The following is a 20,962-nucleotide window of genomic DNA, read 5'->3' as shown; positions in this document are numbered from 1 at the left end:
CGCTACTCGTTAGCGGTTTTTTTATGTCCATTCAACTGAATATTTAATAGCCATTGACTTAAGTAACCAAATAACACAATAAACACAGTTCCAATCAGTACGGGCATCACTAAAAAATCCCAACTTTGTAGAGATTGCATAATCAAAATTGGGTTAGCGCCTGCTGCGGGATGAATTGTATCTGTCAACATCATCAGGCTAATTGCCAACCCTGTGGCTAAAGCAATTTCAACAGGCCCTACTCCAACATAATTTACAAATACAACGCCGATTAAAGCAGTCAAAATGTGCCCGCCGATGACATTCTTCGCTTTCGCTAAAGGACTGTGCGGTACACCAAACACCAGCACCGCAGTTGCACCAAATGGCGCCATCAACCAAACACCATAATTTCCTAATTGCTGCAAATACGCTAAAACAAAAATTGCCATACAAGCAAATATGCCAGCAATAGCAGCTTTACGAAACTTATTTTCCATAACACCTCCAAAAGTAGACCGAGTTGTCTACCTCGCAAATGGTAGACAACTCGGTCTACTTCTGTCAAGCTATCATTAGTCACCCAATGAGGCTTTGTTATGGATAAACGAACACATATTATTTTGACTGCCCTGTCACTTTTTTATCAAAAAGGCATTCATAGTGTGGGAATAAACGAAATTATTAATGTGGCTGGTGTCGCCAAAAAAACCATGTACCACCATTTCGCAAGTAAAGATGAATTATTACTTGCGTGCCTTAGTGAGCGACATAACAAATTCTTAAATTGGTTAACGCATGCCACCAGCAAGCTAACCACTGTTGAAGAATTTAAAGTAGCTTTGATCAGCTGCCATGAAGCTTGGTTTAATTCTGAGGTGACTGAGTTAGGTGATTTCAATGGCTGTTTATTTATTAACACTGCAGCCGAGTTTCCTGATCCTACTAGCCCGATAAATCAAGCCTGTAAAGAACATAAAATGGCCATACAGCAGTTAATTAAACTGCGTCTGTCATCGTGTAATAACATGGAAAGTGCGCAGCTGGACACGCAAAGCTACTATTTAATGACGCTCGTTGAAGGCATGATCTGCCAAGCAAAACTAATAGGAACTAAACAGTTTCCTCACTTAAAACAATAAATAAATCATAAAAAAAGCGGCACAATGGCCGCTTTAAGTTAAACCTTCTCTTTGTTAGATTTTTTCGAAATATAACTTTTCGCGTTTTTTCTCACCCACTTCGTTCATTGTTGCAGCATCAAATAAACGACCATTAATCATGGTGTAATCTATTTTATCTGTATCACGAATGTTAGTTAGCGGGTTACCGTCAATAACAATTAAATCGGCAAGTTTACCCGGCTCCAGAGAACCGATGTTGTTATCAAGGCCAATGTATTTAGCGGGATCTAACGTTGCTGCACGAATAGCTTCAAGTGGTGTCATACCACCTTGCGCAAACATCCAAATTTCCCAATGTGCCGCTAAACCTTCACGTTGACCGTGTGCACCTAAGTTCACTAATACACCTAAGTCCTGTAGCTCTTTAGCAACACGGGCATTGTTAAAGTGATTATAGTGATGATCGGGAGCCTTAACACGACGCATTGAACGAGGTAAAAGTTGATTCTTTGGTACAAACTTACTTAAGCGTGGGTGATTCCATACATCTGTCTTGTCGTACCAATAATTTTCACCCCAAATACCACCGTAAGCTACACCCAATGTCGGCGTATAACCAACATCGCTTTGAGACCAAAGCTGGCGAATATCATCGTATATATTGGCTACAGGAATTGAGTGTTCAATACCCGTATGACCATCAACCACCATAGTTAAGTTGTGCTGCAGTAATGATCCCCCCTCTGGCACAACCATCATTTCAAGTTCACGGCCTGCTTCAATTACTTGCTGGCGCTGTTCACGACGCGGTTGGTTATATGATTTAACACTAAACGCGCCCACTTTCTTTAAGCGCTCAAGGTGGAACTTAGCATCTTCTAGCGAGTCAATGTGCGATGTATAACCTGGCATATTCGCACCATATAAAATGGTACCCGTAGAGAAGATACGAGGGCCGACAATCATGCCTGCTTTTTGCATTTCACTTGCAGCAAAAATCTCAGTGGTGTCGTTTGATGGATCATGAATCGTTGTCACACCTAACGCTAATCCAGCTAAGTTCTTCCAGTTTTGCTGTGGAATGATCTCATCGCTACCTTGCGAGCCATGTGCATGCGCATCAACAATACCCGGCATAATTGTTTTACCAGTCACATCAATTACTTCTGCGCCTTTAGGAATATCAACACTGTCTTTACTACCTACAGCTTTAATATGCTTACCGTCGGTAACAATAACGCCGTTTTCAATGACCTGCTCACCATTCATGGTAATAATGCGCGCGCCAGTTAATGCAAATACAGATTTAGGCTCCGCCATGGTTTTTGTAAAACCGATATTGTCGCCACTTTTAACTTTAAAATCAGTCTCAGCATTTTGGTTAATATCAAATAAACCCGCTAGGCTTGCATGATATAACTCAGGGCCCAAGCTCCAATAAAGTTTATCGCTTGTACCACTCCAACTGATATTTTCACCCGCACGAACAGAGAGCTGCTCAATTGGGAATTGGCTATCTTTCGGGCCAATATTAATGGTTTTACCACGTTCAACAAATGGCGTGACAAACACTTTAAATCGCTCTGCAAACGCTAAGTATTTACCATCTGGTGATACTCTAAACTCTGTTGCATGCTCTGATTCATAAAGTTTACGAATTTGTTTTGATTCAAGTTCAACAACGCTTAATGTTGGTTTTGGCCAAGGACTCATCACATAAATACGGTCGTTTGCTGCACCAAATTGTGGTTGATAGCCTGATTTAGTGATAAGCGTTGCTTTACCGCCTTTAGCACTTACTGAGTAAATACCTGGCTCTAATGACCATGTAGGATTAAGAATACTGCCGCCTGACGCTTTACGGTAAACAACCGTTTTGCCATCTGGGCTAAATGTTGGCTCTACATATTTACCCGGCTCTTTGGTAATAGTATCGCCACGACCACTACGCGCAGATACAACACGTACTGAGCCCTGCTCATTATCATCCCATGTTGTGTAAACAATTTTCTTTCCATCACGAGAGAACTGTGGGAATAATTCAAAGTGATCGTCTTGCTTAGTTAAGCGCTTCACTTTGCCAGACTCTAAATCACGCTTATAAATATGACCTAGCGCTTCAAATATAGCCGTTTCACCATCTGGTGAAATTTGTACATTGCGCAGCATTTTCACATCAAAATTATCGCTATCGATGTTTTGTGTAAAACGCACTGCTTTTTGAATTTGCTTATTGGTTTCAACTTTAAATGGAATAGTCGAAACAGACTTATCATCGACATCTAGCTTATGGATAGTACCACCAGCCCAAAATACCAATTGTTCGTTATCTGGTGTCCAAGCGATTGTTGGATATACGCCATGAATAGCCCATGTCTCTTGCATATCGCGCTCAAGCTCACCATACAGCTTAGTATGCTCACCGGTGTGAAGGTCATATAAGTACAAGCTTGTTTGAAAATCATCACGCTTGATGTAAGCAAGCTTTTTACCATCTGGCGAAGGTGTAGGACGAATAGCCCCGCCCATGCCATCGATAATTGTTTCAATATCGCCAGTTTCACGGTCATAGCGTTTAATTTTATAAATACCCGCTACAGAGTCTTTAGAGTAATGAAATGTTTTACCCGGCGTTGCATCATGAGAGAAATAAACATAACGCCCATCAGGCGAGAACATTGGCTCACCTAAGTCTTTTTGGTCGTTTTCGCGTGCAGTTAGCTGTACACCTTTACCACCCGCTTTATGGTATAGCCATACTTCACCTGCACCCAAAGAGCGGCTTGCAGTAAAGTGCTTACGAGCCACTAAGTAGTCTCCATCAGGGCTCCAAGCTGGGCTATTTAATAAACGAAATGTTTCATTCGTTACTGCCTTTTGGTTTTCACCATTTAAATCCATAACCCAAATGTTGTCGCCACCACCTTGGTCTGAAGTAAATGCAATGTGCTTACCATCAGGGCTAAAGCGCGGTTGCATTTGCCATGCTATATCACTGGTTAATTGCGTTGCAGTACCACCAGACATTGGCATGGTATAAATATCGCCGAGTAGGTCAAACACGACTGTTTTACCATCAGGGCTAATATCAACATTCATCCACGTGCCTTGCTCAACACTAATTTTAGCGTCTAAGAATTGGCCTTTTGGTGCGTCTACCTGCCATTTGTCATCATTTGATTGCTCAGCTGCAGCCACTTGCCCTGTTAAAGCAAGTGAAATCGATACAGCAAGCGCTGTATGAAGCATTTTCTTCATTGAAATCTCACTTTTTTATTGTTTTGCTTATATGCACACTTTTAGGATTGCACCAAATAGCATAGCAAGATTCCAGTGATTCGTGTTAAACAGACGTAAATAGTCGACTAATGCCACGCAATCGGATCAAACTGATAAAAGCCAACCAGTAAATGGTATATTTCTGGGTCAAACTGTCTGAGTTCAGCAGGCTTTTCTAAAAAGGTTTCAGTAATAACAGCAAAAAACTCTGCCTCATTGGTCGCGCCATAGCTGTGAATAACATGAGGCATGCCATAGGCTAAATGGGTTTTTAATTGATTAAACGCACGGCTAAATACTTTTGCCCACTTTTGGTAATCCTCATTACTCGAAAGCAATGGCGTGCCTGTAGTTTTGCCGGTTTCTTGGTCGAGCTGATGGGCAAATTCATGAAACACCAAATTATGACCATCACTTGGCAAGCGATTCCCCTCAAGGACATCATGCCAGCTCAATACCAGCGTTCCGCCCGGCCATGATTCACCTTGTCGCACAGTATTGTGATAACTCACAAGCCCAGCATTATCACGAGAAGTTTGCGGGGCATAATACGCGCTTGGGTATAAAAGGATCTCTTTTACATTGCGATACAAAGGCCAAGGTTTATTAAGCACTAAAACACAGGCATCTGCCGCTACAATCAGCTTCATTGCATCATTAAGCTCAAGGCCATCACAACCAATAAAGCGTTTTTCATTTAAAAACCAAACGATGTGACGCTCCAGCTTTTCACGATCGGCATCCGTCATCTTTCGGTAGATAGGCATATATTTTAACAGCAGATTTTTTTGCTGAACATTGAGGGAGTTATTGAGGTATTTTTTCTGCCAAAAGTGATTACGGATGTCGTCCCAGCGCCAGTAACACACAACAAAAATTATTAAAAAAAGTATCAAAACCACGTTAAGCATTACTATCGCCTAAAAAACAATCTTGATACTTTAATGTGTGCAAACAAGAAAAGATCAATTGTTTGCACACATTTTTATTTTCAGATTGGCTAATCTAGCGCAGTGCAACCTTGATTATAAATAAAAATTTTATTACGCCCGTTGTTTTTAGCGTGATAAAGAGCTGTATCTGCATGTGATAATAAACGGTCATAATCAGTAACTTCTGCATTATCTGCAACGCCAAAACTAACCGTCACTGAGAGCTCTTGTGCTAATTCTGAAAAATCGTAATCGGCTATTTCTAAACGGATAATTTCACACATTTTTGCAGCTTCTTCAGCATTTTTATATGGGAACAGCAGAGTAAACTCTTCACCGCCCCAACGAGCGGCATAACCTTCATCAGGGAAGTTCAGGCGCAGCAAACGAGCAATTTCACAAATCACTTTATCGCCAATTAAGTGCGAGAAGTTGTCATTAATAAGTTTGAAGTGATCAATATCCATAATGGCAATACTAAGCGTTTTATTATCACGCTGAAATTGATTAAAGTTTTCAGATAACCAGCTATCGAAAGCTCGTCTGTTCGGTAATTGCGTTAACTGATCATGGTTCGCTAAATGAGCAAAAGCATCCGCTTGGGTTTGTAAATCATGCATTTGCTGTTCAACTTTTTCGGTTAACTCAATTTCAATACGCTTATAATGATATAAGCGGTATTTATAAATGACATAAGCAGTAAAAAGTACGGCAATTAAGATAAATAACTTAAAGCTAGTTTTTTGCCAAAAATAAGGGGCGATTTTAAAACGCAGTACTTGCTCATTATTTTGCCAATCACTATTAGGATACCCTGCACGCACTTTAAAGGTATATTCACCCGGCGGTAAATTGGTGTACTCCGTAATGGCCAGACGCCCCCTGTCTACCCATTGTTGATTGTAACCACTTAATTGAGTTTGGTAGTTTAAACGCCCAGGCATGATAAAACTAAGCCCTGCATAGTTAAACGAAACACGAGAAACACCAGCAGGTAAACTCAAAACTTCATTACCAACAGGTAAAGTCATTGGTTTGCCATCGACTTCAAAGCTTTCAATAACCGTCGATAATCGTCGTTTACTAGCTTCTTTTAAGCGCTCTGGTGTTACGATAGCGACACCTTTAGCAGTAGCAACCCATATTTGTCCATCGGAATGAAGAACAGCTGCAGGGTTTGAACCGCCATTTGCTTGCGCGCTCAACATGCCATCGCCTTCATCATAAAGCTGCATCGAAATGCTCATTGGTTGAACTTTTTCAGGGTTATCTAGTATTGCAACTAACTGAGCTTTGTTGACTTGAATAACACCACGGTTACTGGTCAGCCATAATGAGTCACCTTGCTCAATTACTTGGAACAGCTTATCAACTGGTAAACCATGATCTCGACCAAACAAGCTCATTTTATCTGTGCTGAGATTGTAGCGAACTAGGCCTCTATCAGTAGCAAGCCACATAGTATCGTCATCTAGATAAAAGCCAAATGCATACTCAGTACTGAACTGCTTTGGAAACTCTAGAGTTTTAAACTGCTTTGTTGCTGGGTCATAAATTGAAACACCGACCCCCGTACCAACCCATAACCTGCCATGGTCATCTTCGACAAGGGCCATAATGAAATCACCAATTAAACCATCTTCTGTGGTGAATAATTCAGTTTGCCCGGCAGGATCTATTTTGGTTAAACCACCCGCGGTGCCAATCCATAAGTTATCCGTTTTATCGAACAACACAGCGCGAACTTCATTACTAATCAAGCCATTACTGCGATTTCTTACTGGGTAAATTTGTTTGTTTACCACTTTCATTAAACCTGCAGTATAAGTGCCTAACCACACTGTGCCTTGTTTATCTTCGGTTAAACTTAAAACTGATAGCGGGTCTTTTTCATAGGCTTGGCTAAGAGTTGTGAGCTTGCCATTTTCAATACGGTTTAAACCATTACTACTGCCCACCCACAAACTACCATCAGAATGCGATAACACGGTACGCACATAGTCAGATGCAAGCCCACGACTTTGACTCCAATTTGTAAATGGCGCTTCGCGCAGGCGAAATAAACCAGCATTAGTGCCAACCCAGATACTTTTTTCGCGATCTTGCAGTAAAGATAAAATACGGTTGTTGGGTAAACCATCATCGGCGGCCAAGTTTTCAAGTCCTACACTGCTGAGTCTGAACACCCCTTTATTGATGGTACCAAACCACAAATCGCCTTCACTATCTTCAAGTAAGCTAGAAATAGATTCTTTATTCAGTACAGGGTCAACAGAAATGAATTTGTCTTGCTGCTTTTTCCATACTCCCTTTTCGGTCCCAACAATTAAGGTACCTGAACTAGTGAGTAACAAAGTAAAGACAGAGGCGTCAGGTAGGCCTGATTCTTGACCTACTCTACGAACTTGATTATTAATAATTTGATAGAGTCCATCACTGGTAGCAGCCCAGATCACCCCAGTTTTGTCCTGTAAAAGACGATATGCGCTCAGCTTATCAAGTAACTTTTGCTCAGTGGCATTTTCAGAAGCACGATAAGTAATGCCTTGTCCTTCTAGTGCTAACCAAAGCTCACCTTGTTCAGTGACAAGCGCATGATTTACCATCGCAGAAGAACTGGGTAATGCGCGCCACCCACCTTGTGAGCGAAGAGCAATACCACCTCGCGCACCAACGATATATAAATCTCCATTATCCATGGGAATAAGGCTACGTAAGCCTGAATCTGGTAAACCAGGAATTTCTGTGCGAGTGAAAAGTTTAAACTCACGGCCATTAAAGCGAGAAAGGCCTTCCCAAGTCGCTATCCAAATGTAGCCATCTTTAGTTTGCGTAACGCTATTAATACTATTATGAGGAAGTCCGGCGCGAGTACTCCAAGTCTCTGTAAAGTAGTCACTCAGAGAGAGGCGTGCAGAGTCTGCAAAAGCGCTGAAACATAAGAAAAGTAAAATACAACTAACTACCCGCACCATAAAACTAAAACCCTGATATTTATTATCGTTCTATTCAGTGATGTAGCTCTGTGAAGCCAAAGTCATCGCTAACTTCAGATAATACTACATTAGTTGCAATTCTTACTCACTTTAATGACATTTAGCAACAATCAATTACAAAAATTCGTAATTTTATCTTGCAGTATTTTCACAAATCGCGCCACATGTAAGCCATCCATCAAAGCATGATGTACATCAATTGAGAGTGGCATCTTGCCAGTTTTCGAGTCATATTGACCAAACACAAACTTAGGTATACCAAGGCCGTGCCCCTCACTCACGGCATGCGAGAAGCCTGTGAAGTTTAACCATGGAAGCACTGAGATATGAATAAGATCAGGCTGCCCTTCTGTTGCAGCAAATGCATCAGAAAAAAATGGCTTTGCTTTACTTGTTTTGCTCGCTGCAATGGCATGTTTTGAGAAATCGTCCATCGACGCTTGTTTTTCAAAATAACTAAAGCGGAATGTTTCATCTTCAGCAAGCTCTACAACACTGCCTCTTACCGATGACAGTTGTACTGGCAAACAATCAATAATACGTTGACGCATCGGCGCATAATCATGGCATGCTTCAAGTGTTAGGTAGACATAGCAGTGAAAAAACGAATAAGACTCTGTTTTACATTTAGTGTAGAGAGCTGCCATATCGAGCGAAACACACACATTAAAATAAGGCAGAGAAAATTCTTTGAAAAAAGCAAAATGCTGTTTACGAGGCCAAGTCGCTAGATCAATAGGCGTGATTTCACAAGATGGAGCTTTCATTAGGTGTCCTCGAAATTTAAAAGCTGAGTGTACCTAGCAAGCTTAACTTCGTCACCTTGATGCGATAAATAACAGATACAAAAAAGGTGCGACCTGCGCACCTTTTTTTGACTGTAAATTTAGTGAATTTACTAAATTATAAACCGTTTTCGATGATTTCTAATGCTAGCTCATCTGCAATTAAATGCGTCGACTTTTGCTCTTTTTCTGAACGAGCAAAGATTTCAGTTAGGGTATCAAAGATGCCTTCAACGTGTTTCGTTGATGCTTCTGCACTATAACCTTCTGGCGCTGTTTCGTAGTAAACGTTGATGATACCACCTGCGTTAATTACGTAATCTGGAGCGTATAAGATACCTTTTTCACGAATAATTTCACCGTGACGAGACTCTGCTAATTGGTTATTCGCACAACCTGCAATAATCGTTGCTTTTAAACGAGGGATAGTCGTGTCGTTTACCGTTGCGCCTAGTGCACACGGTGCATAAACATCGACATCTAAGTCGTAGATTTCATCAATACCAACAGCCGTAGCGTTAAAGTCATTAACAACACGCTCAACAGCTTGCTCATTGATATCTGTTACAAATAACGTTGCGCCCGCTTCGTGTAAATGCTTACATAGGCCATACGCCACCGCACCTAAACCTTGAACTGCTACTTTAACACCTGCTAGGTCTTGGTGACCACGTTGATGTTGTAATGCAGCTTTAATACCTAAGAATGTACCATAAGCAGTGAAAGGTGATGGGTTACCACTTTTACCTTCAAGACCTAATACATAGTTAGTTTCTTTATTCATAATAGCAACATCGTCACAGGTGATGTTCACGTCTTCAGCTGAATAGTAGCTACCGCTTAATCGCTCTAATTGACGACCAAATGCACGGAAAAGTTGCTCTGATTTTATTTCTTTTGCATTACCAATAATCACTGACTTACCGCCACCAAATGGTAAGCGTGCCACAGCATTTTTATACGTCATACCTTTTGATAAACGTAGTGCGTCAGTTACAGCATCTTCATCTGTTGAGTAGTCCCACATTCTGCAACCACCAACTGCTGGACCTAACTTGGTATTATGAACCGCGATAATAGCTTTTAGGCCTGATTCTTTATCTGAACAAAACACCACTTGCTCGTGGTTATCAAAGTCGACTTTATTAAATACAGCCACAGTTAAATACTCCGAAATTTTCTTACCCTAAGGGGTGTGAGCGCTGAAAGTGCCGAGACTTTATCACTTCGTTTGCTCCCTTGCCACTATATGAGATGATAAAACTAAGCAAAGTTCCCCTGCCGAAATAACAACTCAAAAAATAACACTTTAAAGAAAAAACACACCATAAAAAGCACACTTTAAGCATTGTTAATTCAAAACAAAATATTAACATTGCATACTTAATTACGTGAACGTAAAGGTAAAGTATAGCGTAAAGAAAATATTACAAAGAAATTGTATCGATAAAGCCAAGAAATATATGCTTTTTAAGGGGATGGTGAAGAAATAACTAAGACTGGTCAGAGCTGAAAAAAACGGCGCTGTTGCGCCGTTTATTTAAAGAGTTACAAGATGGTTATTTTAATTTGCCATCAAGTTCTTCGATCTTTGCTTTCCAAATAGCTGGGCCTTGCGTATGCGCATTCGCACCTTCACTATCAACAGCAACGGTTACTGGCATATCTTCTACTTCAAACTCGTAGATTGCTTCCATACCTAAATCTTCGAACGCAACAACACGTGCTTTCTTGATTGCTTTAGAAACAAGGTAAGCTGCACCACCTACCGCCATTAAGTAGATAGACTTATTGTTTTTGATTGATTCTACTGTAGCAGGACCACGCTCAGCTTTACCAATCATACCGATGATGCCTGTGTTTTCTAACATCATATCGGTGAATTTATCCATACGAGTCGCAGTTGTAGGGCCTGCTGGGCCTACTGCTTCATCACCCACAGCATCTACAGGGCCAACGTAGTAGATAAACTTGTTATCAAAATCAACGCCTTCTGGTAAACCTTCACCTGATTGGATCATGTCTTGTAGACGCTTATGAGCTGCATCACGACCCGTTAAGATAGTACCAGACAGAAGTACAGTTTCACCCATCTTCCATTCTTGCGTATCTTCTTTAGTCAGTGTGTTTAAATCAACGCGACGTGTACCTTCGCCAACTTCAAACGTAACTTCTGGCCAATCTTCTAGTTTCGGTGCTTTAAGATCAGCAGGGCCTGAACCATCTAACGTAAAGTGAACGTGACGAGTTGCTGCACAGTTAGGGATCATAACCACTGGTTTTGATGCTGCGTGAGTCGGTGCCGTTTTGATTTTCACATCAACTACGGTTGTTAAACCGCCAAGACCTTGTGCACCAATACCTAATTTATTTGCACGTTCGAAGATATCGATACGCATTTTTTCTTCAGTTGTTTCTGCGCCGCGCTCAATCAGCTCGTGAATATCAACTGGGTCCATTAGAGATTCTTTAGCAAGTACCGCAGCTTTTTCTGCAGTACCACCAATACCTATACCTAACATGCCAGGTGGACACCAGCCCGCACCCATCGTTGGTAATGTTTTTTCAACCCATGCAGCCACATCATCAGATGGGTTAAGCATAACCATTTTCGTTTTATTTTCTGAGCCACCGCCTTTCGCTGCCACCATTACTTCTACTTCAGCGCCTGGCACTAAGTCGATATGAACAACTGATGGTGTATTATCTTTGGTGTTTTTACGCGTACCAGCAGGGTCTGCAACAATTGATGCACGTAACGGGTTATCTGGGTTTAAGTATGCGCGACGGGTACCTTCATCAACCATTTGCTGAACAGTCATGTCTGTTTTATCCCACTTAACATCCATACCTACTTTTACGAAACAAGTAATAATACCTGTATCTTGACATAGCGGACGCTTACCTTCAGCTGACATACGAGAGTTAATTAATATTTGCGCAATGGCATCTTTTGCCGCTTTGCTTTGCTCTTTATTGTAAGCTTTTTCTAAGGCTTGTACGAAATCGAGAGGGTGATAAAAAGAAATGTATTGCAATGCATCTTCAATGCTATCAATGAAGTCTTGCTGACGAATTGTACTCATTACGGGTTCCTTAAGTTTTTATCGCGTAGCGCTGTACGTGATCCTGAGTAAACCGGTGACGAAGATTTACTCTACGGGTTAGTCATGGCATCACTATAAAGGAAATCATAACGCTGCCAATCAAATTTAACTTATGATACCCTCCTCGCCCGTTTCGGGCTAGTTATTCAGGGCAATGTAGATGATAAACGATGAAAATTTATGCATTAAATTAGAATTAAGCGGTGATTGCATCACGCTATTTACTCATTTCGCTCATTTGCCCCACGCCGTGTTACTTGATTCAGCTAATAGCGAGCATGTGAATAGCCGTTTCGATATCATTGCCATTGCGCCATTAAAGCAATTAGAGGTGCGCGATAATCAGTGCTTTGTAGATGGTAAATTACAATCAAGTGATTGCTTTAGTTTGATGAAATCTGGTCTTAGGGAGTTTAATCACACACCAAACTCAAACAACCTACCTTTTACTGGTGGTTGGCTTGGTTATTTTGGTTATGATTTAGGTCGCGTGATTGAAAACATGCCGACTACTGCCAAAAACGATATTAATATGCCGCAAATGGCAATAGGTCTTTATCCTGATGCCCTTATTTTTGATAAGCAACAACAAAGCTGGTTTTACGTCTGTCAGCCAAATCATAATCGCTTAGCACTCTATCAACAGCAGCTAAACGAAACACCAGAAAGTGCAGAGTTCGCTCTAACAAGTGACTGGCACTCAAATATGACCAAAGCCAGCTACAGCGAAAAGTTTGAACAAATTCAAGCTTATTTAAAAAGCGGTGATTGCTACCAAATCAACCTTGCTCAGCGATTTAAAGCTGAATTTTCGGGTTCAACATGGCAAGCCTATAAACAGTTGCGAGAAGCCAATAAAGCACCATTCTCAAGCTATATAAACCACCCTGATGGCGCTATTTTATCAATCTCGCCTGAGCGTTTTATTTCAGTTAATCAGGGCCAAATAGAAACCAAACCAATTAAAGGAACGCTTCCTCGTTTTGCCGACCATGAACAAGACCAAGCGCAAGCTTCTCGCTTACAACAATCTGAGAAAGACCGTGCGGAAAATGTCATGATTGTCGATCTTTTGCGTAATGATTTAGGAAAAGTTGCCCGTCCAGGTAGTGTCACCGTGCCGTCCTTATTTGCCATAGAGAGCTTTCCGGCAGTACATCACTTAGTAAGTACTGTGCGCGCAGAATTAGCGGATGGCAAAGATGCCGTTGACCAAATTCATGCTGCTTTTCCAGGCGGTTCAATTACTGGAGCACCGAAGATTCGCGCTATGGAAATTATAGAAGAGCTTGAACCGCATCGCCGTAGTGTGTACTGCGGCTCAATTGGCTACTTGAGTGCCTGTGGCAACATGGATACCAGTATAACAATTCGTACTTTAGTGTGTCATCAAGGTGCTATCTATTGCTGGGCTGGCGGCGGCATTGTGGCTGATTCAAAGGTCGACTTGGAGTACCAAGAAACTTACGATAAAGTAAATAAAATACTGCCTTTGTTAAAGTAAAAGTTGAAGTAACTACCTTGAATAGTCAGCAAATAATAGCTCGTTTTAGTTTAAGTAAAACCACACAGAGCCCTAGCACCATTCGCTTTAATGCCGAAAAGCGCGCCAGTGCCGTGATGCTACCATTGCTTGATGTAAATGACGAAGCACATTTATTACTATGTAAACGACCAAGTTATCTGCTTCACCACCCGGGGGAAATTTGCTTACCAGGTGGTAAGTATGAAAAGCATGATGACTCTTTGATGCACACAGCCCTTCGAGAGCTCAATGAAGAGCTCAATATTGCGACACATCAAGTGACGGTTCACGGTAAATTACACCAATACGCGACCCTAACCGGTTTCACTATTGAGCCATTTGTTTGTGTCCTTAGCGAAGGCACAACATGGCAGGCAGATCCCAACGAAGTTGCTGCTAGCTTTTTACTGCCTTTATCTTATTTGAGTAATCAACAAAATTGGCAGCCCCTGCCCTTTGAACGAAATGGTAAAATCATTATTTTACAAGGCTTAATGACCCCGCATGGTCTGCTTTGGGGGGCAACAGCCAGCATTATTAATAACTTTATCAAACAGCTCGCCCTACCAGTTTAATTATCCTGCTTTTAGGGTTACACAGACACGTTTAAACGTTATCATGTGGCACCGTTCAAAGGCAGGTAGTATGCCGTTAATAGAAAAATGAGTAGCAAATTATGATCAGTGCATTCGATATGTTTAGTATTGGTATTGGCCCATCGTCATCTCACACTGTTGGCCCAATGCGCGCTTCGCGTTTATTTGTAAACGAATTAGAAGAAAAAAACTTACTTGCAAACGTGACCGATATTAAAGTTGAGCTGTTTGGCTCATTAGGGCAGACAGGTATTGGCCACGGCTCTGGTAAAGCCGTAATATTAGGTCTTGCTGGTTATGATCCAGAAACCATTGATGCTGATTTAGTAGACGATATCCTCGCAAAAATCGAAAAAGAACAGGTTATTTATTTAAACCAAAGCCATAAAGCCAATTTCCCAAAGCAAGGGGCGATTGTATTCCACCGCCGTAAAACACTACCAAAACATTCAAATGCAATGGAAATCATTGCCAGCCAAAATGGCGAAAAATTATTTAGTAAGGTGTATTACTCAATCGGTGGTGGTTTTATCGTAAGCGATGATGAGTTCGAGAACGAAAAACAAAAAGCGCTCGAGATACGCGAAGAAAACCCAGCTCCTTACCCGTTTAATACTGCAAAAGAGCTATTAGATCTATGCCGTGAATCAGGTTTTAGTGTATCAACGCTTATGATGCACAACGAAAAAACTCTACGCAGCGAAAAAGACATTAAAGATGAGCTGTTTAATATTTGGCAAGTAATGAAAGCCTGTATCGAGCGAGGTATGCGTACAGAGGGTATCTTACCAGGTGGTTTAAAAGTAAAACGCCGCGCACCAAGCTTACACCTTAAATTAAATATTGAGGTTAATAATGACCCATTGCGCGCAATGGACTGGGTTGATTTGTTTGCTCTTGCAGTAAATGAAGAAAATGCAGCAGGTGGCCGTGTTGTTACCGCACCAACCAATGGTGCTGCGGGTATCTTGCCAGCGGTATTAATGTATTATCACACTTTCATTAAAGAAGTAGACCGTGATATTGCAACACGTTATTTATTAACAGCTGCAGCAATTGGTATTTTATATAAAAAGAATGCTTCAATTTCGGGTGCTGAAGTAGGTTGCCAAGGTGAAGTGGGCGTTGCCTGTTCAATGGCCGCTGGTGCACTAACTGAAATAATGGGTGGTAATGTTGTGCAAGTTGAAAATGCCGCTGAAATCGGTATGGAGCACAACCTGGGTTTAACTTGTGACCCCGTTGGCGGTCTTGTGCAAGTTCCGTGTATTGAACGTAATGCGATGGGTTCAATTAAAGCAATTAACGCATCACGTTTGGCAATGCGCGGTTCTGGCGAGCAAAAGGTTACGCTTGATAAGGTCATTAAAACCATGCTCGACACAGGAAATGATATGAAAACAAAATACAAAGAAACCGCGCGCGGTGGCTTAGCTGTTAATATCATCGAGTGTTAATTTATAGCACGTTTTGAGCACAATAAAAAAGCCGCTTTAACGCGGCTTCTTTATATCTATTTTACTGGTAATTCAATGTTTTCGAAGAGCTTATCAACATCTTCTTGATTACGTAATAAGCTTGCTTTTTCCACTAACTCTTTAGTTAAGTGTGGTGCAAAACGCTCAATAAAATCATACATGTAGCTGCGTAAAAAGCTGCCTTTTCTAAAACCAATTTTGGTAGTGCTCGCTTCAAATAAGTGGCTTGCATCAATACACACTAAATCAGAATCAGTTATTTGATCAATCGCCATAGACGCCACAACACCCACACCTAGGCCTAAACGGACATAGGTTTTGATTACATCAGCGTCGGTTGCAGTAAATACAATATGTGGCTCAAGCCCATGCGCATTGAAAGCTTTATCTAATTCAGAACGACCCGTAAAACCAAACACATAAGTAATAAGTGGGTATTTAGCCACATCGGCAACGGTTAAATTATCAGCCTTTTGCGCGAGCGGATGTGTTTTTGCCACAACAATACTGCGATTCCAGTGATAACAAGGCAACATGACTAAATCAGAATATAAATGCAATGCCTCAGTCGCAATGGCAAAGTCAGCATCGCCGCGTGCTGCAGCATCTGAAATTTGTTGCGGCGTACCTTGATGCATGTGCAGCGAAACAGCTGGGTACTTTTTCATAAAACCTTGAATAACATTCGGCAATGCATAACGAGCCTGAGTATGAGTAGTCGCAATATTAAGCTTACCTTGATCGGGTAAGGTATGCTCATTGGCAACCGCTTTAATACCTTCAACTTTCGACAGTATTTCCCGTGAGATATTAATAATTTCGTTACCTGCACTGGTTACATGGGTAAGGTGTTTACCACTGCGGCCAAAGATCTGTACACCGAGTTCGTCTTCAAGCATACGAACTTGTTTCGAGATCCCCGGTTGCGAGGTAAATAAACTTTCTGCTGTTGCGGATACATTCAGTTTATGATTTTGGACTTCGACTATATATCTGAGTTGTTGTAGTTTCATGGCTGCATTGTAGACGTTTTTATTGTTTATTTATAAAGGCTGTAAAGCGCAATGCCAAGCGATATTTCATCGCGCTATACATTTATATCGATTGTTTCTAAGGCTAACACATTAAATTACAGCTCGGTAGCGGTGTTTACTCGCAAAATATTCAATAAAGGTGCTAGTTTAAGGCTATACTCATTATAAAGTAGTAAGTGTAAGAAGTTTATTCGAGATAACTAACCGCAAAACTGTTCAGATCTAATCTTTTTAATGTAAGATAAAAAAATTAGATAGTTAAAACTGAGATTTAGTAATGATTGTTTCTATCATCATCATGCTCATTGTTGCATTAATTGTGATCGCACTATGGGTCAGTGCAGTGCAACAACATAAAGAAAAACAAGAAGCAGAGCGCCGTAAAGAGCTTACAAAACAGAAAAAAATCATTGAAGAAGCAGAGGATGTACTGCTTAACAGTGCCAATATCCCAATGTCTGAAAATATCCTACGTATTATTCAGCGTCGTATTTATGATGCTTTAGCAGGTATGGTAGAGCTCTCTCCAAGCTCAAAAGAATTGAAAAACAGATTAAAAGAATCAAAAGAACGTTTAGCCTCTCCTATCGAAGCTAATAATAGTGATGCATTAGCCCTACCAGATAACGACAAACAACTGATTGCCCTAATTCAAGGGATAAAGAAATTACGTGCCTTACTTCGCTCAGAGCATGGCAAAGGTAAAATAGATAGCCAAATATTTGTTGCTGAAGATAAACGTCTTGAAAAGTTACAACTGCGAATCAATGTAGAAAGCCAAATTAAGCGTGGTATCTCTGCCCGTTCAGCAAACATGGTGGGTTCTGCCAGACAGTATTTTGAAAAGGCACTTGCGACTCTCAGCGCAGTTAGCTATAGCGATGATTATGTTAATACCAAAAAGCAAGAAGTAGAGAATTATCTAGAAACGATTAGTTCTGAATTAAAAGCATCAAATGCAACGTCACTGAAGAAAAAAGCAGAACAAGAGCAAGACGATTTAGATGTATTATTCGCACCAAAGAAAAAGTGGTAAACCACTTTTTCTTTGCTTTGTGCTAATTAAGATAAAAACGCAAACTTAACAATAAACAGCGCTGTTAATACCCACACACTAATACTGATTTCATCTTTTTTACCACATACCAACTTCACCGCAGTATACGAAATAAAACCAAGTGCAATACCGTGTGCAATCGAGAAAGTGAGCGGTGTCATTAATAATACCACGCTGACAGGGATTGCATCTGTCATATCATCCCAATTTACCAGCTTTAAGTTTTGCATCATTAAAACAGCAACATACAAAATCGCACCCGCAGTTGCATAAGCTGGGATCATACTAGCAAGTGGCGCAAAGAACATCATTAACAAAAAACAAATGCCTACAACCACAGCAGTAAGACCTGTACGGCCGCCCACTGACACACCTGCTACTGATTCAATGTAAGACGTTGTTGTTGATGTACCAAGCATTGAACCTGCAATGGTAGCTGTGCTGTCGGCACTTAATGCACGACCTAAACGAGGCATTTTACCTTGTTCATCAGCAAGACCTGCTTTTTGCGTTACAGCAACTAAAGTGCCTGAAGTATCAAACAAATCAACAAATAAGAACGCAAAAACCACTGTTAGCATTGAGATTTCGAATGCGGCTGCAAAGTCCAATTGCATAAAGGTTGGCGCTATTGAAGGTGGCATTGAAATAATACCTTGATATTCCACAAGGTCTAAACCAAGCGCAATAGCCGTTACTAGTAAAATACTAATAAGCACGCCACTTTTCATATCGCGATATAACAGCGCCGCAATAACAAAGAAGCTAAAAATCGCAAGTAGTGGACCTGGTGCGGTGATATCGCCTAACTGCACTAAGGTTGCAGGGCTTGCTACGATAATCCCAGCGTTTTTCAATGCAATAAGCGCTAAGAAAGCACCGATACCTGTGGCAATGGCACGCTTTAATACCAGTGGAATAGCATCAATGATCCACTCTCTCACCTTAAATAGGCTTAAGAATAAGAAAATACAGCCAGACATAAAAACTGCACCTAATGCAGCTTGCCAAGTGTAGCCCATGCCCAAAACAACACCATAAGTGAAGAAGGCGTTTAAGCCCATACCCGGAGCCAGTGCTAATGGGTAGTTTGCCCATAAACCCATGATAAAACAGCCAATTGCAGCAGCAATACAGGTTGCTACGAATGCCGCACCTTGATCCATTCCCGCTTCTGCTAGCATGGCAGGGTTAACAAATACAATGTAAACCATGGTAATGAATGTTGTGATGCCAGCAATAGTCTCGCGGCGCACAGAGGTGTTGTTTTCAGTGATTTTGAAAAGTCTTTCGAACATGTTGAACTTTAAGTTGAGATTAATTGGCTAATTTTATCATATTTTATCTCAATAAGAGGACATTTTGCCTTGCAATGTTCTAAACTAATAAGGTCTTTTAATTCAAGAAAATAACTAAACTATGTCTGATAATTCGCCAGTAGGCTTAGATTTAGAGCAACAGCTTGATAATGTACTTGCCTTTATTACCCAACCCGATAAAGGGTCGGCGCCAGATAAAAGTACTCAATCTGTTGAAAACGTACTAAACAAAGCTTTGTATTATTTAAAAAATGAACAACCTCCCCTTGCTGCCAAATGGATGCGCCTAGCAGCTATGGCGGGCAACCATAGAGCGCAATTTTATATGGGGCTGTTTTTCATCAAAGGGCAAGGTGTACCGCACAGCGTATTTCATGGTGCGGTTTGGCTAAGTTTGGCAAGTAGTCAAGGATATGAGCCTGCAACCGCTGCTCTTGATGACCTTAGAAAGCACATTAGTACTCGCCGATTACATGATGCGCAAAGCTATGCAGCGACCTTATACGAACAAATCCACCAGCAACAGTTTGCTCATTTAATTCCTCGTGACCCTGACGCCAGCTAACACGCGTCAGGTTCTGCAACTCATTAATGCTGTCTTGTCAGTTTACTCTCAAATGTGATGAGACCTGCACCAACCACAAGCAATAAGATACCTAAAAACTCAAGCCACACATGGCCTTTATGCGGCTTGATAATAGGTGTTTTTGAAGTAAGGCTGTATAAGCGTCTGCTGTCTTGCTCGCCAGGCTCTACAAACGAGATGCCCTTATAGTCAGCTGAGATAATAAATTTAAAATCATGCCTGCTAATCATTTCTCGACGTTTTGCATCTATTTTCTCGCGGCTTTGTTCAACGAGTAGCGTTCGCCAATCATGAAAAATGCCATCTGGTTCATTATCTTTCACTACACCGTATGATTTGTACTCATAGAACATTGTATTGAATAGCTTTTCTTGATGCCCTAAATAAAACATGGCACAGCCTAGCGCACTCAACAGTATGGCAACATATATCAATGAGCGCTGTTTAATGAATTGTTTATTACTTTGTCGCTTATACCAAGCTTCAATGTCAGGCACATTAATCAATCTCGCTTTATCTGCCGAGTGTTTTAATGGCTCCATAAAGTCACAAATTGTTAGGTTGAGTGCCGTTAGTATCGAACGAAATGTGTCATTTGAAGGCACTGATTTATCGTTCTCAAGTTTTGATAGGTAACTTTGCTCTATCCCTATTTGCTCAGCAAATTCTGGTTGGCTTAGTTTTAGCTCACAGCGATAGTGTTTTAGTTGTGTTCCGAATGTACTCATAACGCATTTCCTTTTGTTGTGGAGCCACTATTCTTTGCTATTCATGCAGATATAAGAAGCTGAATAAATAGGAATAATTAAGAATATTAGCAAGATAGGAAGAAATATACGAGATACGAGATACGAGATACGAGATACGAGATACGAGATACGAGATACGAGATACGTTTTCAGTGTAAAGAGATAATTTGTTGGAGAGTAAAGACTAATTTAATCATTTGCTTTGATGAAAACAAATGGCGGAGTGGACGGGACTCGAACCCGCGACCCCCGGCGTGACAGGCCGGTATTCTAACCAACTGAACTACCACTCCGCAGTGGTATGTGCATGGGGTAATGCACTTAATTTGTTTATGATATCAAATGGCGGAGTGGACGGGACTCGAACCCGCGACCCCCGGCGTGACAGGCCGGTATTCTAACCAACTGAACTACCA

The 20,962-nt window shown here is 41.1% G+C and carries 16 protein-coding genes and 1 tRNA gene; 6 read left to right on the top strand and 11 right to left on the bottom strand.

What is annotated here, in order from left to right:
* Positions 1 to 2: 2 nt before the first annotated feature.
* Positions 3 to 479, bottom strand: coding sequence for an HPP family protein (locus tag HCZ11_RS04410; protein ID WP_130051213.1), 477 nt, complete (start codon positions 477 to 479; stop codon positions 3 to 5).
* A 99-nt stretch (positions 480 to 578) separates the two neighbouring features.
* Here HCZ11_RS04410 and HCZ11_RS04405 point away from each other — a divergent pair, with 99 nt between their 5' ends.
* The gene (locus tag HCZ11_RS04405) at positions 579 to 1,121 is read left to right on the top strand and encodes a TetR/AcrR family transcriptional regulator (RefSeq protein WP_167657761.1); all 543 of its coding nucleotides are present in this window, start codon (positions 579 to 581) and stop codon (positions 1,119 to 1,121) included.
* 54 nt (positions 1,122 to 1,175) lie between these two features.
* On the opposite strand, the gene HCZ11_RS04400 is transcribed toward HCZ11_RS04405, so the two are convergent.
* The 6 genes from HCZ11_RS04400 to HCZ11_RS04375 all read right to left on the bottom strand — a co-directional run bounded on the left by HCZ11_RS04400 (position 1,176) and on the right by HCZ11_RS04375 (position 12,181).
* The gene (locus HCZ11_RS04400; protein WP_167657760.1) at positions 1,176 to 4,361 is read right to left on the bottom strand and encodes an amidohydrolase family protein; all 3,186 of its coding nucleotides are present in this window, start codon (positions 4,359 to 4,361) and stop codon (positions 1,176 to 1,178) included.
* Positions 4,362 to 4,468: 107 nt separating this feature from the next.
* A complete protein-coding gene (locus HCZ11_RS04395) occupies positions 4,469 to 5,293 on the bottom strand; it encodes a M90 family metallopeptidase (RefSeq protein ID WP_167657759.1) in 825 nt (274 codons plus the stop codon).
* An 89-nt stretch (positions 5,294 to 5,382) separates the two neighbouring features.
* On the bottom strand, positions 5,383 to 8,289 hold the full coding sequence (locus HCZ11_RS04390) for a two-component regulator propeller domain-containing protein (protein ID WP_167657758.1): 2,907 nt from the start codon (positions 8,287 to 8,289) through the stop codon (positions 5,383 to 5,385).
* Positions 8,290 to 8,420: 131 nt separating this feature from the next.
* On the bottom strand, positions 8,421 to 9,056 hold the full coding sequence (locus HCZ11_RS04385; RefSeq protein ID WP_239977567.1) for a CatA-like O-acetyltransferase: 636 nt from the start codon (positions 9,054 to 9,056) through the stop codon (positions 8,421 to 8,423).
* A gap of 157 nt (positions 9,057 to 9,213) precedes the next feature.
* On the bottom strand, positions 9,214 to 10,254 hold the full coding sequence (locus tag HCZ11_RS04380) for a Glu/Leu/Phe/Val dehydrogenase (protein WP_130051207.1): 1,041 nt from the start codon (positions 10,252 to 10,254) through the stop codon (positions 9,214 to 9,216).
* A 400-nt stretch (positions 10,255 to 10,654) separates the two neighbouring features.
* Positions 10,655 to 12,181: a fumarate hydratase gene (locus HCZ11_RS04375; RefSeq protein WP_062570698.1), complete on the bottom strand. Its 1,527-nt coding sequence runs from the start codon at positions 12,179 to 12,181 to the stop codon at positions 10,655 to 10,657.
* A 181-nt stretch (positions 12,182 to 12,362) separates the two neighbouring features.
* Here HCZ11_RS04375 and pabB point away from each other — a divergent pair, with 181 nt between their 5' ends.
* The 3 genes from pabB (at position 12,363) to HCZ11_RS04360 (ending at position 15,780) form a co-directional block, all read left to right on the top strand.
* The gene (pabB, locus tag HCZ11_RS04370; RefSeq protein WP_167657756.1) at positions 12,363 to 13,706 is read left to right on the top strand and encodes an aminodeoxychorismate synthase component I; all 1,344 of its coding nucleotides are present in this window, start codon (positions 12,363 to 12,365) and stop codon (positions 13,704 to 13,706) included.
* A gap of 17 nt (positions 13,707 to 13,723) precedes the next feature.
* A complete protein-coding gene (locus HCZ11_RS04365; protein ID WP_130051205.1) occupies positions 13,724 to 14,302 on the top strand; it encodes a CoA pyrophosphatase in 579 nt (192 codons plus the stop codon).
* Positions 14,303 to 14,403: 101 nt separating this feature from the next.
* Entirely contained in the window at positions 14,404 to 15,780 is a 1,377-nt protein-coding gene (locus HCZ11_RS04360; RefSeq protein ID WP_130051204.1) for an L-serine ammonia-lyase, read from the top strand.
* 56 nt (positions 15,781 to 15,836) lie between these two features.
* Here the strand turns inward: HCZ11_RS04360 and cysB are convergent, their stop codons facing one another.
* Positions 15,837 to 16,814 (bottom strand): HTH-type transcriptional regulator CysB, encoded by a 978-nt coding sequence (cysB, locus tag HCZ11_RS04355; RefSeq protein WP_130051203.1) that lies wholly within the window; start codon positions 16,812 to 16,814, stop codon positions 15,837 to 15,839.
* Between the two features lie 298 nt (positions 16,815 to 17,112).
* On the opposite strand from cysB, the gene HCZ11_RS04350 reads away from it, so the two are divergent.
* Complete coding sequence (locus HCZ11_RS04350) at positions 17,113 to 17,871, top strand: hypothetical protein (protein WP_130051202.1); 759 nt, start codon at positions 17,113 to 17,115, stop codon at positions 17,869 to 17,871.
* Positions 17,872 to 17,897: 26 nt separating this feature from the next.
* On the opposite strand, the gene HCZ11_RS04345 is transcribed toward HCZ11_RS04350, so the two are convergent.
* The gene (locus tag HCZ11_RS04345; protein WP_167657755.1) at positions 17,898 to 19,190 is read right to left on the bottom strand and encodes an NCS2 family permease; all 1,293 of its coding nucleotides are present in this window, start codon (positions 19,188 to 19,190) and stop codon (positions 17,898 to 17,900) included.
* 121 nt (positions 19,191 to 19,311) lie between these two features.
* On the opposite strand from HCZ11_RS04345, the gene HCZ11_RS04340 reads away from it, so the two are divergent.
* Positions 19,312 to 19,776: a sel1 repeat family protein gene (locus tag HCZ11_RS04340; RefSeq protein ID WP_119852042.1), complete on the top strand. Its 465-nt coding sequence runs from the start codon at positions 19,312 to 19,314 to the stop codon at positions 19,774 to 19,776.
* Between the two features lie 23 nt (positions 19,777 to 19,799).
* Here the strand turns inward: HCZ11_RS04340 and HCZ11_RS04335 are convergent, their stop codons facing one another.
* Positions 19,800 to 20,525, bottom strand: a complete 726-nt coding sequence (locus HCZ11_RS04335; RefSeq protein WP_167657754.1) for a helix-turn-helix domain-containing protein — start codon at positions 20,523 to 20,525, stop codon at positions 19,800 to 19,802.
* A 237-nt stretch (positions 20,526 to 20,762) separates the two neighbouring features.
* Positions 20,763 to 20,839: transfer RNA gene (locus HCZ11_RS04330), tRNA-Asp, on the bottom strand.
* Positions 20,840 to 20,962: the final 123 nt, after the last annotated feature.

This window comes from Pseudoalteromonas sp. HF66 (genome assembly GCF_011806445.1).
Classification (GTDB): Bacteria; Pseudomonadota; Gammaproteobacteria; order Enterobacterales; family Alteromonadaceae; genus Pseudoalteromonas; species Pseudoalteromonas apostichopi.
Note: the sequence above shows the minus strand (reverse complement) of the source record. Positions and strands in the feature narration are given on the sequence as shown.